This is a genomic window from Streptomyces sp. NPDC051976 (assembly GCF_040680795.1).
Taxonomy (GTDB): Bacteria; Actinomycetota; Actinomycetes; order Streptomycetales; family Streptomycetaceae; genus Actinacidiphila.
In genome coordinates, this window is record NZ_JBFAXL010000003.1 from 21,791 (window position 1) to 36,932 (window position 15,142).

A 15,142-nucleotide genomic window follows, 5' to 3' on the forward strand; every position below is an offset into this window, starting at 1 on the left:
GACGGTAGATGACCCCCGGATGCCGTACGCTCGAAGCGTGAGCAATCAGGAGACGCATGGCTCCGGACCGCTGGACCTGAACCTCCTGCGTACCTTCCTCATGGTGCACCGCCTGGGCTCCTTCACGGCCGCGGCTCGCAGGCTCGGCCTGTCGCAGTCGACCGTCACCGCTCAGATCCGGGCACTGGAGAACCGCCTGGGCCGGGAGCTGTTCGAGCGCCGGGCCCGCGGCGTCTCCCCGCTCCCCTACGCGGACACGCTCGCCGCGCGGCTGTCGGCTCCGCTCGACCAGATGGCCGAGATCACCGGCGAGGGGCCGGGCGGCACCGCGGCGCCGGTGCATCTGGCCGGGCCCACGGAGTTCCTGAGCGAGGTCGGCCTCAGGGTGCTGGCCCCGCTGATCGGTCAGGGCGTACGGCTGCGGCTGGCCGTGGGGCTCACCGAACCGCTGCTGGACGAACTACGGGCCGGACGCCACGACTTGGTGATCGCCACCCGCCGTCCGCCCGGCCGTACGCTGCACGCCGAACTCCTCGCCGACGAGGAGTTCGTCCTGGTCGCCGCCCCCGCCTTCGCCGAACAGCTCAGCGGGCGGGAGCTGCCCACCGCCCTGGAGAGCCTCCCGCTGATCGTGTACGCCGAGGACCTCCCCATCGCCCGCCGCTACTGGCGCCACGTCTTCCAGCGCCGCCTGCACGCGCAGGCCGCCGTCACCGTCCCCGACCTGCGCGGCATCCTTGCCGCCGTCACCGCCGGGGCCGGCTGGAGCGTCCTGCCCAGCTACCTGTGCCGCGCCGAACTCGCCTCCGGCGCACTGCGGTTGCTCCACCAGCCGGAGGACCCGCCGATCAACACCGCCTTCCTCGTCCAGCGCCCCGGCAACCCCGCCAACCCGCACGTGACGCTCGTCCGCGACCACCTGCTGGCCGCCGCGCGGGCCTCGCTCTCCGACACATCCGTGCTGCGGCTCAGTTGGACGCAGGGACCGTAGGTCGCCCGCCCGCGCTTCCCAGGCGCGCAAAATACCCGCGCGAAACCCTCGCGACGCGCAACGGATCGCTCATGACGCGCAACGTCCGTACGTCGTAAACGTCCGGCTCCGCGGCATATCGTCGAGCTGTCCGCACACGAGCCCCCGCAGGCGTCGGGGGTTCGGTGCGGACCGCGTGCATGGCGGCCGGGGCGTGACGCGCCCCTACCCCTCGCCTCTGCCCTTCCAGGCTCCGGCGCCGCCCGCGACCGCGTCGAATCCCTCCGTCCCGAAAGAGAGTTGAGCATTCACGTGTCGACCGCCGCCGAGCACATCGCCGCCGCCGAGGCGCGCAGCGCGCACAACTACCACCCCCTGCCTGTCGTTGTCGCGTCGGCCGAGGGTGCGTGGGTGACGGATGTCGAGGGGCGCCGCTACCTCGACATGCTCGCCGGCTACTCCGCCCTCAACTTCGGCCACCGCAATGCCCGGCTCGTCGCCGCCGCGAAGGCCCAGCTCGACCGGGTGACGCTCACCTCGCGGGCCTTCCACCACGACCGCTTCGCGCGGTTCTGCGCGGAGCTGGCGGAGCTGTGCGGCATGGAGATGGTGCTGCCGATGAACACCGGCGCGGAGGCCGTGGAGACGGCGGTGAAGACGGCCCGCAAGTGGGGCTACCGGGTCAAGGGCGTGCCGGACGGCCAGGCGAAGATCATCGTGGCGGCGAACAACTTCCACGGCCGTACGACGACGATCGTCAGCTTCTCGACGGACGCGGACGCCCGGGCGGACTTCGGCCCGTACACCCCGGGCTTCGAGGTCGTGCCGTACGGCGATCTCCCCGCACTGGAGGCGGCCGTGGACGACCGCACGGTGGCCGTCCTGATGGAGCCCATCCAGGGCGAGGCCGGAGTCCTCGTCCCGCCCCCGGGCTATCTGGCGGGCGTACGGCGGCTCACCGCCGAGCGCGGCGTGCTCTTCATCGCCGACGAGATCCAGTCCGGGCTCGGCCGTACGGGCCGGACCTTCGCGTGCGAGCACGAGGGCGTCGTCCCCGACATGTACGTGCTCGGCAAGGCGCTGGGCGGCGGCGTCGTACCGGTCTCCGCCGTGGTGTCCTCCCGCGAGATCCTCGGCGTCTTCCGGCCCGGCGAGCACGGGTCCACCTTCGGCGGGAACCCCCTGGCCTGCGCCGTGGCGCTGGAGGTCATCGCGATGCTCCGCAGCGGCGAGTACCAGCACCGGGCGACCGAACTCGGTGACCACCTGCACGCCGAGCTGGCTCTTCTGGCCGGTGGCGGCGCCGTCACCCAGGTACGCGGTCGCGGTCTGTGGGCCGGGGTGGACATCGCCCCGGAACACGGCACCGGCAGGCGGATCGCCGAGCGGCTGCTGGAGCGCGGCGTCCTGGTCAAGGACACCCATGGCTCCACCCTCCGGCTCGCACCTCCCCTGGTCATCACCAAGGACGACCTGGACTGGGCCCTGGACCAGCTCAGGGCGGTACTCTCCCCGCTCTCGCCGCTCTCCCCCTGACGCATTCGCGACTCGCGCGCACGACATGACGAGCCGACTGCGATCACACCTCCGGGAGGTGCTGTGGTGAATCAGAACGCGGAAGTCCGCTGGGCCGAGACCCCGTTGGCCGGGATGACCACACGAGTGGAGGCCACCGTCCGGGCGGGCCGGACCGACGACCTGCTGACGGATGCGGAATTCCTGGTGTGGGCCGACCCGGGCGTGGTCGCGCCGCTGCTCTCGGCGGCCTCGGGTGGGGACGCCAGGCTGTCCGCCTGGGTGTACTGGCGGTCGCTGAGCGGGCATCGCGCGGCCGGCGGTGACCACCGCCGCTGGCTGCTCCGGCTCGAAGCGCTGCGCTGGGGGCACCGCGCCCTGGTGAACCGTATCGACGCGTCCAGTGCGGGCCGCGGCGGGGACGCGGCGGCGTGGGAGGTCCGGTGGGCCGCGGGTGCCCGCCTCGAGGGCCAGCGCCTGCGCTCCCTGACCGGCCACCCCGGTGGAGCGGTGGCGACGGCGGTGGTGGACGGCGTGCCCGTCGCGGTGACCGGCAGCAGCGAGGGCATGGTGCGGGTGTGGGACCTGGCCACCGGCAGACGGGTCGGACCGCGCCTGCCCGGACGTCACACAGGGGTGCGGGCGGTCGCCACGGCGACGGCCGACGGGCGGACGGTCGCGGTCTGCAGCGGCTGGGACCGGACGGTGCGCGTGTGGGACCTGGCCACCGGTGAGGTGCTCGGGGATCCGCCCGCCGGACCGGTGCTCGCGATCACCACGGCGGTGGTGCGCAGCCGCATGGTCGCGGTGACCGCCAGCGACGAGATGGGCATGCAGGCATGGGACCTGCTCACCGGCCGGTCCCTGGGCTACTCCTTCACCGGCCGGACGACCGCGGTGACCGCGGTGGCGACGGCGGACGTCGGCGGGCGCACGCTGGTGGTCGCCGGCACCTGCCGCGGGGCGGTCAGGTTCTGGGACCTCGCCACCGGGCAGCGGGTCGGGCGGCAGCTGCTGATCGGACACACCGGCGCGGTGGGGGCGGTCGCGACGACCGTGCTCAGCGGCAGGGTCGTCGCCGTCACCGGAGGCAGGGACGGCAGCGTACGGGTGTGGGATCTGGCCGCCGGCAAACCGGTCGGGCTGCCCCTGACCGCCCACACCGGCCCGGTGTGGGCGGTGGCGACCACACAGGTGCAGGGCCGGGTCGTCGCGGTCACCGGCGGCCAGGACGGCACCGTCAGGTCGTGGGACCTGGCGACCGGCGAGCAGCTCGGGCAGCCGCTGACCGGGCACGCCGAGGGGATCATGGCCGTGGACACCGCCGTGGTGGACGGGCTCCCCGTCGCCGTCGCCAGCAGCTGCGACGACATGGTGCGGGTCTGGGACCTCGCTCGCGTCCCCGGGACACCTCTCACCGGCCACACCGGACACGTGCGGGCGATCGCGGTCGCACCGCTCCAGGGTCGCGATGTGGCCGTCACCGCGGGCGACGACGGCACCGTACGACGCTGGGACCTGGCGACCGGCAAGCCCGCCGGGCCCGCGCTGACCGGGCACACCGGCCCGGTGGCGGCCGTGGCGACGGCGACCGTGGATCGCCGCGAGGTCGCCGTGACCGTCGGCGGCGACGGACTGCGCCTGTGGGACCTGCTCACCGGCCACGGCGAGCACATCAGCACCTGCCCCGGCCGGGCCGTGGCCGTATCGGAGGTACGGGGCCACGCCCTCGCGGTCGTCAGCGGCGACGACGGCAGCGTACGGGTCTGGGATCTGACGGCTCGACGGCAGATCGAGGGACCGCTCAGCGACCACCGCGGCTGGGTCATGGCACTGGCTGTCGCCGTCGTCCGCGGGCGCACCGTCGTGGTCACCGCGGGCGACGAGGGAACGGTCTGGGACCTGGCCACCGGTGAGCGCACCGGAGCGCCGCTCACCCACCACGGCGGCTGGGTGATGGCCGTGGCCGCCGCGGAGGTCCGGGGCCGTCCCGTCGCCGTCACCAGCAGCGACGACGGCACGGTACGGGTGTGGGACCTGACCACCCATGACCAGGTCGGGGCGACACTCCCCGACCAGCGCCGCGGAACGCGCGTGGCGGCCGCCGGAACCGTCGACGGGCGGGCGGTGCTGGCCACCAGCGGCGGGGACGACAAGGCGGTGTGCCTGCGCGACCTGGCCACCGGCCGCAGGCTCTGTCCCGACCTGGTCTTCCCCGAACTGGTCCGTGCCGTCGCCTTCGCACCAGGCGGCGAGCTGGTGGTCGGCTTCGGCTCCGAGGTCGCGGTACTCGCTCCCCACCGCAGCCGCACGGACTCCGCCGCCGGTCATGCCTCCGCCACCGTCCAGGACCTGACGGCCACGGTCTGACGCGGGCGTACCTTGACGGCGCTGTCCGCGGCGCGCGTTGTCTCACCTGCCGAGACGTCAACTGGACAGGGTGCACAATCCGGCCCACCGCACTGGTTCCTGCGGCCAGTGCCGATCCGGCGCATCGCTCCTACTGTCGCCTCTGGGCTCCCGTGGGGGCCACCCGCCGGGAGACCCCCGGGCGCACCCCCACCCTCCTCTCCACCTTCACGGGCCTCGCTGCCGACGCCAACAGGCGGGCAGCCGCTCCCACCCGGGGGCCGACGATCACGCCGCATGCCGCACGGCCCGGAGCCGTGTCCCGTCCGCGAGGCGGCGAACCGCCCACCAAGGAGCCGACCACGTGCTGAGGGACCAAGTAGCCAGCGACGCACCGCCGTCGGACACGCTGACCGGACAGCGCCGCCAGGCGACCGCCGGCCTCACTCTCACACCGACTCCCCTCGCGGGCCTCGACGCCACCGACCTCCTCCTCCTGCGCCGGCTCGGCGAGGACGCCCGTGCGCCGCTGGCCCAGATCGGCGCCGAGGTCAATCTCTCCGCCAGCGCGGTCAAGCGCCGCATCGACCGCCTCCGGGCCCGCGGCGTCGTCCGCGGCTTCACCGTCGTCCTCGACCCCGCCCTCCTCGGCTGGGGCACCGAAGCCTTCGTCGAGGTCTACTGCCGGGAGCGCACACCCCCCGAGGAGATCCTCTCCTCCCTGCGCCAGTTCCCCGAGGTGATCGGCGCCTGGACCGTCACCGGCGACTCCGACGCCCTGGTCCACGTCCTCGTCACCGACATGCCCCACCTGGAAACCGTCATCGAACGCATCCGCAAGGAACCCGGAGTCCTCCGCAGCCGCAGCCTCGTCGCCCTCTACCGCCTCATCGGCTGAGCGGCTCAGGCGGCGGCGCCGACGATGAGGTTGCTGGCGCGCAGGGCGGTGACGAGAGGGGCGGGGGCGGTGGTGACGGAGCCGGTGGAGTAGGGGGGTTGGGGGTCGTACTCGACCACGAGCTGGATGGCCTCGGCGGTCTCGTCGCCCGCGAGGCGGCCGGTGAGGTGGAGGGCGAGGTCGATGCCGGCCGAGACGCCGGCGGCGGTGGCGTACTTGCCGTCGAGGACGACGCGTTCCGGGGTGGGGACTGCGCCGAGGGCGGGGAGGTCGTCGAGGCAGATCCAGTGCGAGGTGGCGCGGCGGCCGGTGAGCAGGCCGGCGGCGGCCAGCAGCAGGGAGCCGGAGCAGACCGAGGTGGTCCAGGTGGTGGTCTCGTCGACGCGGCGGATCCAGTCGAGGGTGGACCGGTCCGCGAGGACGTCCGCGGTGCCCGGGCCGCCGGGGACGAGGAGGAGGTCGGGTGCGGTGACCTCGCCGAGCGCGGCGTCGGCGGTGAGGGCGAGGCTGGTCATGTCGGTGCGGACCGGCCCGGGCCGGGCGGCGGTGAACACCACCTCGGCGCCGGGAATACGGGAGAGGATCTCGTAGGGGCCGACGGCGTCGAGCGCGGTGAAGCCGTCGTACAGCAGGATGGCGATCTGCATCAGTTTCCTCCGGTGTCGTAGCCGCGAAAGCGGCGGCGGTATTCGGTCGGCGGTACGGAAAGGGCGCGGACGAAGGCGCGTCGCATCGACTCCGGGAGGCCGTAGCCGCAGGACCGGGCGATCTCCTCGATGCCGTCCTCGGTCTCCTCCAGCCGCCGGCGGGCCGCCTCCAGCCGGACCGAGTCGACGTATCGCCCCGGCGTCACCCCGACCTCGGCGGCGAAGGCGCGGGCGAAGTGCCGGGGCGACAGCGCGCAGCGGTCGGCGAGGGTGTCCACGGACAGGTCGCCCTCGGGGTGTTCGGCGATCCAGCGCTGGATTTCGCGCAGCGGCTGCCGGTCGGCGAGCTGCGCGGCGAGCTGGGTGCTGAACTGCGCCTGGTTGCCCGGCCTGCGCAGGAACACCACCAGGTGCCTCGCCACCTGCAGGGCGGCGTCCCGGCCGAGGTCCTCCTCGACCAGGGCCAGGGCGAGGTCGATGCCCGCGGTGACGCCGGCCGAGCTGGCGATGTGGCCGTCCCTGACGTAGATCGGTTCGGGATCGACGTCGATGTCGGGGAAGCGCCGCGCGAGGGTGTCGCAGTACGCCCAGTGCGTGGTGGCGCGCCGTCCGGACAGCAGCCCGGCCTCGGCGAGCAGGAACGCCCCCGTGCACACCGACACCACGCGCTCGGCCCCGGCGGCGAGTTGACCGATCCTGCGGACCACCGCCGGGTCGGGGTCGGCCGTGCCCGTACCGCCGGGCACCAGCAGTGTGTGGGCGGGGGCGGCACGGTCGAGGTCCTCGTCGGCGAGCAGCCGCAGCCCGCTGGACGTGCGCACCGGCCCGCCGCCGGGAGCGGCGGTCGTGATCCGGTACGCCTGCGGCTGCCCAGCGGCGCCACCGGCCCCGGCGAACACTTCCAGAGGGCCGGTCACGTCAAGGCTCTGCACACCCTCGTACAGGACGATGATCACACTGGTGGGCCTCATGCGGCTCAGCCTGGCAGCGCCCGGTCATGGCAGCAATGACGTACTTCCCACCTTTTCTGCCTTCAGCGCTCCAGCCGAAGAAGAGGGGGCGCGCAACGGCGCCGCGGGCGGCCCTCGTCGTGCGGGGCCGCCCGCGGCGCGTTGCTGCGGGGTGAAGGACCGGGTCAGACGGCCGCTGCGCCGTTGGTGTAGCCCTTCATGTTGAACGTGCCGAAGCCGTTCTGGACCGGGTCACCGGCGTTGTTGATGCAGTGCAGAATGCCTCCGCCGCCGGGGCCGTTGAGGCAGACCGTCATCAGGTCGGTGAAGACGACGCCGGGGGTGTCGGGGACCTCGTAGGCGCGATCGGTGTAGATGTCCGCGTTGAGGTTGAAGAAGCAGTAGCTGCCCAGACCCCAGGCGTGGTGCTCGCGCACGCCGTCGGCGACCTTGTAGGCGGCGTAGCCCTTGGTGGAGCCGTGCACCCAGGCGGTCTGGGTGGGCACGTCGTAGGGGTGCTCGTTCTGGAAGAAGTACGTGGCGCCGTGGTCGCCGTTCCACAGCACTTCGTACTTCTGGTAGTGCTCCACGAACAGCCCGTAGGTGGTGACGTGGTCGCCGTTGACCAGGATGCCGGTGTCGGCGGGGTTGACCGCCCAGCCGACGGTGTTGTCCAGGCCGTGGTCGGCGCGCCACAGCCACAGGTGGTCGCAGAAGACGTCGTTGCTGTCGATCTGCAGGCTGACGCCGGCGCCACCGGCGATGGCGCCGCCGATCCGGGCGAAGACGTCGAAGAGCGCGGTGGGGTCGGCGTCGTGGCGGCGCCGGCTGCGGCCGTCGCCGACCCGCAGCAGCACCGGGGTGTGCGCCGAGGCGGCCTCGACGAGCACGCCGGCGACGGTGACGCCGCTGACGTCGGCGACCTGGATCAGCGTGTTGCCGTGCGTCGAGCGCAGCGTCGTGTAGCCGATGCCCAGCACGACCGTGCCGGGGCGGTTGACCCGGATCGTCGAGGACAGGTTGTAGATACCGGGCGTGAACAGCAGGTGCTGCCCGCGGTCCAGGGCGCGGTTGATCTCGGCGGCGGTGTCGCCGGGGGCGGCCACGAAGAAGCGGGACAGCGGCAGGGTGTGGCCCGCGGCCCGCCCGTTCGCCCAGGTGGTGCCGGTGGAGTCGCGGCGCAGCGCGGGTACGAAGACCTGGTAGGCGCCGTGCCGGTCCACGGTCAGGAACGGCTTCTCGCGGACGACCGGGGTGCGGTCGACGGTCGTGTAGGGCGGCGTCGGGAAGGACTGGGCGGGTGCGCCCTGGACGCCGACGAAGACCATGTTCCAGTTGGCGCCGGTCCAGCTGCCGAAGGTGTCGTTGCGGGACAGCCACTGCTGCTGCGAGCCGGACTCGACGTAGCCGTCCACGACGCTGTCGGCCATGAAGCCGCCGCTGGACCAGCGGTTGCCGGGCGGGCTCGGCCACAGGGTGATGTTGCCCTTGATGTGGACGCGGCGCATCGGGCCGGCCTGGGCGACGGCCCAGCGGTTGAGGCCGTCCGGCGGCACGATGGTCAGGTTCTCCACCGCCCGCCAGAAGTCCTGGGTGCCGTTGCCGTCGAGCCACTGCGCGTCGACCGTGACATGACCGTTGATCACCACGTCGCCGGGGGCGGCGCCCAGGCCGAGGACGTGGGTGTAGAAGCCGACGTTGATGTCGACGTTGTAGGTACCCGGCCGGAACGCCAGAGCGAAGCGCTCGTCGCCGAACTGGTTGGACTCCTGCGTGGCGAACACCGCGTCGACCTTGGCCTGGATCGCGGCGTCGCCCATGGACGGGTCGAAGACCAGGACGTTCGCGCCGAGGCCCTTGGCGCCATGACCGTAATCGTTTCCGTGCTGGTCAGAGGAGGACGCGGACGCGGGCGCCGACGCGAGAGCCGATCCGGCGGCGATACCGCCGGCCAGCGGCACGGCTGCGGCGACAGCGGCGCCGCGCAGCACGGTACGGCGAGTGGGAATGACAGACACAACTCTCCCTGGACGTGAGGGGCGGGGCGGCGGCGGCTGGCCCTTCAGCCGCAAGAGAGCGCTCTCAGGCAGGCAGTGAATCATCGTGGGTATGCCGCGTCAATAAGTGCGCGGCGCCGAGCTTCCGCGAGCCGGACGGCCGGGTGCGACCGTACGGCGAGCGCCACGATCCGCATGAGGCGCGAGAGGTGGGAGAGGTGGGAGAGCTGTACGAGACGCCGACGACGAAGGGGAGTTCGGGGCGAACCGGCCGAACTCCCGGTACGGGCACAGCGGTTCAGGCCGCGTACCGCACCGGGCTACACCTCCTCGTCGGGGCCGCGCAGTTCGCGCTGCCAGAGGGCCTCGCACAGCAGGTCGAGGCCCTGGCGCAGATGGCGCCGGTAGGTGCCGTACGGCAGGCCCAGGCGGCGGGCGGCGGCCTCCTGGGTGGGCGCGCCGGAGAAGTAACTCGCCGCCAGGGCCTCGCGGGCCCGCACTCCGCGCGGGTCGCGGCCGAGGTCGTCGACGGCGGTACGCAGCAGGGCGCGCAACTCCTCGACGGGGTCGGCCGCGTCGGCCACCAGCCGGGCCCGCAGCAGGGCGCAGGCGGCGAAGGCGGCCGGGGTGCGCCAGTGCGACAGGGCCTCGCGCACGGCCTGGTCGAACGCGGTGCGCGAACCGTGCGGCGGCCCGGCCGGGGCGGGCAGTTCGGGGGCCGCCGAGATGAACTTCAGCAGCCAGGTCTCGACGGGCACGTGGCGCCAGTCGACGCCGAACACCCCGTAGGTGTGCGCACCGACCCGCGGCCGGGCGCCGGTGTCGGCGAGGGTGCCCTTGACGCGCTCGGCCCAGGTGTCGGCGTCGCGCCAGACGGCGAAGCCGAACGCGCGGCCCCGGGCACGGGCGGCCTCCGCCTGGGCGCGGGAACTGCTCAGGTCGATGACGCGCGAGGGGACCTGGTACCGCTCGGGGTAGATCGAGAAGCGGCTGACACCGATGTGCTCGCCGGGGCTCACCGGCCCCGTGGCGTCGGTGTACGCCCAGGCGGCCGCGACCACCGGATCGGTGGCCAGGTCCCGGGGGTCGGGCGGTGCCTGCAGGGCGAGCCGGGCGGTGAACGCCACGATGCGGCCGGTGTTCACCAGACGGTAGACGCTGAACGCCTGCGGCTGGCGCTCCGCCCAGTAGCGCACCAGCTCCGCGGACTCCGGGCCCTCGGTCTCCTCGGCCATGCGCAGCACCACGTCAAGGTCGTCCGGGTGCAGTGCGCGGTCGTGCACCTCGTCCTCGCGGGACCATGAGCGCAGCCGCGCCAGGGTGTCGACCTCGCGGAAGAGGAAGAACAGTTCGTCGGTGACGGTCCAGACCCGCTCCCCCGGCGCCTCGCGCAGCAGGCGCAGGTACTCCTCCGCCAGCCGCCTGCGCATCGTGACGAAGGCGTTGGGCGCGCGCCAGCGCAGGTCGGCGGCGAGGGTCTCGCGGGCGGCGTCGTGCGGGTGGAGCCCCTGGTGCGTGGACTCCATGAACGGCAGCTCCCGCAGCCAGCCGAACAGCAGGTGGGCGTCCTCCTCGGGCAGCACCGCGGCCAGCAGTTCCTCGGAGGTCGAGTGCGCCTGCGCCGCCACCTCCAGGGCGCGGCGGTGTGCCGCCGTCGGCACCTCTCCGATGAGCCCCACCAGCAGGGTGCGCAGCACGTCGGCCGAGGGCGCCCAGGTCTCCTCCCTGCTCCAGTTCGTCGGGCCGGCCGCCGCTGCCAGCGACAGGGCCAGCGGGTTGCCTCCGGCGAAGCGGAGCACCAGATCCCGCAGTTCCGGCCGCATCCGGGCCGCGGCCAGCAGATCGCGGGCCTGTTCCGCGGAGAAGGGCTCCAGTTCGGTGACGTGCAGCAGCCCGGCCCACGCGGGATCGGCGCTCCACTGCGGCTGCGGCGCGAGCCGCCCGCCCAGGACGACCAGGGCGCCGTCCGCGGCGCGGGGCAGGAAGTGGTGCCACAGCCAGCTCTCCAGCCACTGGCAGTGCTCGAAGGAGTCCACGAACAGGATCGCGCCGGGCACGTCGAGGAACGGGCGGGCCGCACGCTCGAAGTCGGCCGGATCCCTGCCGACGAAACGGCCGTCCAGTTCGACGAGCAGCCGGTCCGCCGCGCGGGCGTGGTCCGCCAGGCGCCGCAGCAGCGTCGACTTGCCGATGCCGCCGGGCCCGAAGACGTAGAAGGCGAACGGTGCGCGCGGGTCACCGGCCAGGGCCTCGGCGAAGCGCCCGAGCTCCTCGTCCCGGCCGATGAACGCCTGTACGCGCGCGCTGCTCAGTCTCTCGCCGATGGAGACCACAGGGGCTCCCTTCCGCACGTTCCGGCCCCGGACACCGTTGTCCGGAACTCCCCTCCCACCGTCTGAGTCACTTCAGGAGTCCCAGGTTCCGGTCGTCGTCGTGGCCGCTGACCAGGAGGGTGGTCTCTTCGACGGTCTGGAACCGGCCGTCGGGGGCGAACCGGGCGAAGAGGTACACCTCGGTGCGGGAGGTACGGCCGTTGTCCCGGGTGACGGTGACGGAGTGGCGGTCCGCGTAGCGCAGGCCGTCACGGAACTCGTCGTGCACCTCGATGTGCCCGCCGCGCACCACCTCACGCAGCCGCGTCATGTGCGCGGCGAAACCGGCCCGGTCGCTCCACACGCCGTCGGTGCGCTGGCGGTAGTCGGGGGTGAAGTGCCGGTCGAGGGCTTCGTCGAGGTCGAGGACCGGGTCGAACAGCAGGTCGTTGATGGCTCGGGTGATGTCGGTGGGAGTCATCGCTGTCCTCGGGGCGGGGTGCGGGCGGGGGTCAGCCGTGTCCGGCGACGCCTTCGTGGACAGGCGTGAAGTCCAGCGACAGGGAGGCGGGTCCGCGGGTGTACAGGCCGGTTTCCCGGTAGACGAACCCGGGGCTGTAGCGTACCTGTTCGAGCAGCGGGAGCAGCAGCGCGGCCACGGTCTCGATCTCGGCGCGCGCGAAGGCCGCACCGACGCAGCTGTGGAGTCCGGCGCCGAAGGCCAGGTGCTGGGCGGCCGCGGCGAACGAGCGGGCGGTGCCGAGGTCCGGGCGGTGGATGTCGAACGTGTCCGGAGCGCTGAACACGTCGGGGTCGCGGTTGGCCGCGCCGATCATGCAGAAGACGGTGGCACCGGCCGGGACGACGGTGCCGGCGAACTCGGTCTCCTTCTCCGCCTGGCGGGGAATGAGCTGGACCGGCGGGGTGTACCGCAGGGTCTCGGCGATCGCGGCCGACAGCAGCGCCGGGTCCTGGCGCACTTGCGCCAACTGCCCGGGGTGGTCGATCAGGTGCTTGAAGAGGAGCCCGAGGGTCTTGTCCGCCGGCTCGATCGCGGCGACCAGGACATTGAAGACCAGCGCGGTGACATCGCGGTCACTCATGGCGATGCCGTCGAACTCGGCCGCGCACAGCGTCGATATCAGGTCATCGCCGGGATGGCGGCGGCGCCGCGCGATGACGGGGGCGAGGTAGCCCTCCAACCGCTCCGCGCAGTCCAAGCAGTGCCGGCGGCGTTCGGGGGTGAGGACGATGCTGGTGATGAATTCCCCGACTCCGCCCAGCCAGGCCATGACCTGCCGCCAGTCCTCCTTGTCGAGGCCGAGGACATCGAGCGTCACGCGCACGGCGAAGGGCTTGCCGAAGTCGTTGACGAGGTCAATCCGTCCCCGGGGAAGATACGGCGCCACGACCTCGGCGGCGTTGGCTTCGACGGCGCGAACCTGGTCCCGCAGCGCCTCCCCCGTGAAGCCCCGGACGACGATCTTTCGCTTGGCGGTGTGCTCCGCGCCGGTCATCTGCGCGAGGACCGGTCCGCGCATCACCGGCTCCGCGCGCACCTGGAGGGTCTCGGTGGTGAACGCCTCGTGGTCGGTCAGCACCCGCTTCACGTCCTGGTGGCGGGAGAGGAAGTAGCTGTCGACCGCCGGCTCGTAGTGCACCGGTGACTGTTCCCGCAGCCCGGCGAGGTGCGGGTACGGGTCGGCGGCGAAGTCCTCGGACAGGATGCTGAATCGGGGATCTGCCATGGTCAGGGCGGCCTTTCAAAGATCTTTGGAGGGGACTATAACCCGGGGGGATCCGCGGGCGACTCCCGCCGTGACGGGGCCGGGCGGGCAGGTGCGGACGGCGACCGGGCGGACGGGCGCCGACGGCAGCCGGGCGGAGAGGCGCCGACAGCGGCCGGGTGGACAGGTGCGGACAGCAGTGGACAGTCCCCGCCCCCGCCGGACCTGGATTGTGGACAGCGCCCGGCAACAGGCTCTGCGGCATGAACCTGCGACGCATACACAAGGGCCGGGCGCCCGCCGCCCCCCGGCCGGGAGCCGTGCTCGCGGCCCTCGCCGCGGCCCAGTTCACCGTCATGCTCGCCACGTCGATCGTGAACGTGGCGCTGCCGCAGATCCGTTCCGGGGTGGGCCTGTCGGACACCGGCACCACCTGGGTGGTCAACGCCTACGGCCTGGCGTTCGGGGCACTGCTCCTGGCCGGCGGGCGCGCGGCCGACCTGCTCGGGCGCCGCCGGGTGCTGATCGCCGGTCTCGCGCTGTTCGCGGCGTCCTCGCTGGCGGCAGGGCTGGCCACCTCCTCGGCCGTCCTGATCGCCGCCCGCACCGTCCAGGGCCTCGGCGCCGCCGCCATCGCCCCGGCCGCACTCGCCCTGACGATGGACCAGTTCCCCGCCGGCCCGGCGCGCGGCAAGGCACTGGGCGTGTGGGGGGCCGTCTCCGGCGCCGGAGGGGCGGGCGGCGTCCTGCTGGGCGGTGCGCTCACCCAGGCATGGGGCTGGACCTGGATCTTCTACTCGGTCGCGCTCGGCACGGTGCTGGTGCTGGCCGCCGTGGCCGCGCTCGTCCCCCCACCCGCCGACGGGAAGGCCGTACGCGGCGAGCGGTTCGACGTGCTGGGCACGGCCACGGTCACCCTCGCCCTGACCTGCCTGGTCTGGGGCCTGACCACCGCGCGGGGCTCCGGCTGGACCGACGCCCGGGTTCTGGGCGCCCTCAGCGCCTCCGCCGTACTGCTCGCGGCCTTCGCGCTGATCGAGCGCGGCCGGCCGAACGCGCTCATACCGCCGCGCCTGTTCACCACCGGGCGGGTCGCCGCGGGCAACCTGCTGATGGCGCTGCTGGGTTCGGTGTGGATCGCCCTGTTCTTCTTCCTCCCCCTCTACCAGCAGCAGGTCCTGGGCTCCAGCCCGTTGGCCACCGGGGCGGGGCAACTCCCGCTGGCCTGCGCCAACATGCTCGGCGCCACCCTGGCGCCGCGTATCGCCCGGCGCGTCGGGCCCTCCGCGACCGTGACCGGAGCCCTGCTCACCGAGACGGCGGGCCTGCTGTGGCTGTCCCGGATCAGCGCGCACGGCAGCTACCTCGCCGACCTCCTCGGCCCGAGCATCCTGATCGGCCTGGGCCTCAGCATCGCCTTCGTCCAGCTCACCGCGCTCGCCGTGGACGGCGTCCCGAAGCAGGACGCCGGGCTGGCCGGCGGCCTGGTGAACACCACCCGGCAGGTGGGCGGCGCGGTCGGTCTCGCCGTCCTGGCCACCCTCGCGGGCACCCGTACCGCCCATGCGGCGGCCCATCAGCCCCACCTGGAAGCCCTGACCGCGGGCTACCGCATCGCGTTCACCGTCGGCGCGGCGGTCCTGGCCGCGACGGCTCTCCTCGCGCTGTTCCTCACCCGCTGCGCCGGCGGACGGACGGCGGCTTCCGCCGCCCCCGGCCCGCAGCCCGCCTGAACCTTCCGCACCGGCTGAACCGACGGCTCAGCCGTACCACTTCA

Annotated in this window: 11 protein-coding genes; 5 read left to right on the forward strand and 6 right to left on the reverse strand. The window is 73.3% G+C overall.

All coding sequences use genetic code 11. From position 1 onward, the window contains the following. The first annotated feature begins 37 nt into the window (after positions 1-37). From AB0M29_RS04295 to AB0M29_RS04310, 4 genes are all read left to right on the forward strand, one after another. The gene (locus AB0M29_RS04295) at positions 38-991 is read left to right on the forward strand and encodes a LysR family transcriptional regulator (protein ID WP_365378675.1); all 954 of its coding nucleotides are present in this window, start codon (positions 38-40) and stop codon (positions 989-991) included. A gap of 291 nt (positions 992-1,282) precedes the next feature. Further along, a complete protein-coding gene (gene rocD / locus AB0M29_RS04300; protein ID WP_365379415.1) occupies positions 1,283-2,506 on the forward strand; it encodes an ornithine--oxo-acid transaminase in 1,224 nt (407 codons plus the stop codon). Positions 2,507-2,572: 66 nt separating this feature from the next. Next, positions 2,573-4,855 carry a WD40 repeat domain-containing protein gene (locus tag AB0M29_RS04305; RefSeq protein ID WP_365378678.1) on the forward strand — a complete coding sequence of 761 codons (2,283 nt, stop codon included), beginning with the start codon at positions 2,573-2,575 and terminating at the stop codon, positions 4,853-4,855. 343 nt (positions 4,856-5,198) lie between these two features. Further along, positions 5,199-5,732 carry an Lrp/AsnC family transcriptional regulator gene (locus AB0M29_RS04310; RefSeq protein WP_365378680.1) on the forward strand — a complete coding sequence of 178 codons (534 nt, stop codon included), beginning with the start codon at positions 5,199-5,201 and terminating at the stop codon, positions 5,730-5,732. Between the two features lie 5 nt (positions 5,733-5,737). Here the strand turns inward: AB0M29_RS04310 and AB0M29_RS04315 are convergent, their stop codons facing one another. The 6 genes from AB0M29_RS04315 to AB0M29_RS04340 all read right to left on the reverse strand — a co-directional run bounded on the left by AB0M29_RS04315 (position 5,738) and on the right by AB0M29_RS04340 (position 13,386). Further along, positions 5,738-6,379 carry a DJ-1/PfpI family protein gene (locus tag AB0M29_RS04315; RefSeq protein ID WP_365378683.1) on the reverse strand — a complete coding sequence of 214 codons (642 nt, stop codon included), beginning with the start codon at positions 6,377-6,379 and terminating at the stop codon, positions 5,738-5,740. After that, complete coding sequence (locus AB0M29_RS04320) at positions 6,379-7,350, reverse strand: GlxA family transcriptional regulator (RefSeq protein ID WP_365378686.1); 972 nt, start codon at positions 7,348-7,350, stop codon at positions 6,379-6,381. The genes AB0M29_RS04315 and AB0M29_RS04320 overlap by 1 nt, the downstream gene beginning before the upstream one ends. A gap of 164 nt (positions 7,351-7,514) precedes the next feature. Continuing rightward, complete coding sequence (locus AB0M29_RS04325; RefSeq protein ID WP_365378689.1) at positions 7,515-9,347, reverse strand: adenylyl cyclase; 1,833 nt, start codon at positions 9,345-9,347, stop codon at positions 7,515-7,517. A gap of 299 nt (positions 9,348-9,646) precedes the next feature. Then, positions 9,647-11,659 carry an ATP-binding protein gene (locus AB0M29_RS04330; RefSeq protein ID WP_365378691.1) on the reverse strand — a complete coding sequence of 671 codons (2,013 nt, stop codon included), beginning with the start codon at positions 11,657-11,659 and terminating at the stop codon, positions 9,647-9,649. Between the two features lie 67 nt (positions 11,660-11,726). Next, complete coding sequence (locus tag AB0M29_RS04335; RefSeq protein ID WP_365378694.1) at positions 11,727-12,119, reverse strand: nuclear transport factor 2 family protein; 393 nt, start codon at positions 12,117-12,119, stop codon at positions 11,727-11,729. Positions 12,120-12,150: 31 nt separating this feature from the next. Next, positions 12,151-13,386: a cytochrome P450, cyclodipeptide synthase-associated gene (locus AB0M29_RS04340; protein ID WP_365378696.1), complete on the reverse strand. Its 1,236-nt coding sequence runs from the start codon at positions 13,384-13,386 to the stop codon at positions 12,151-12,153. 242 nt (positions 13,387-13,628) lie between these two features. On the opposite strand from AB0M29_RS04340, the gene AB0M29_RS04345 reads away from it, so the two are divergent. Continuing rightward, positions 13,629-15,098, forward strand: a complete 1,470-nt coding sequence (locus AB0M29_RS04345; RefSeq protein WP_365378699.1) for an MFS transporter — start codon at positions 13,629-13,631, stop codon at positions 15,096-15,098. Positions 15,099-15,142 lie beyond the last annotated feature (44 nt).

What these genes read in the sequence shown, in the direction of transcription:
- AB0M29_RS04340 (WP_365378696.1), bottom strand. Translation starts at nt 13,386, where the DNA reads ATGGCAGATCCCCGATTCAGCATCCTGTCCGAGGACTTCGCCGCCGAC.
- AB0M29_RS04335 (WP_365378694.1), bottom strand. Translation starts at nt 12,119, where the DNA reads ATGACTCCCACCGACATCACCCGAGCCATCAACGACCTGCTGTTCGAC.
- AB0M29_RS04315 (WP_365378683.1), bottom strand. Translation starts at nt 6,379, where the DNA reads ATGCAGATCGCCATCCTGCTGTACGACGGCTTCACCGCGCTCGACGCC.
- AB0M29_RS04345 (WP_365378699.1), top strand. Translation starts at nt 13,629, where the DNA reads ATGAACCTGCGACGCATACACAAGGGCCGGGCGCCCGCCGCCCCCCGG.
- AB0M29_RS04320 (WP_365378686.1), bottom strand. Translation starts at nt 7,350, where the DNA reads ATGAGGCCCACCAGTGTGATCATCGTCCTGTACGAGGGTGTGCAGAGC.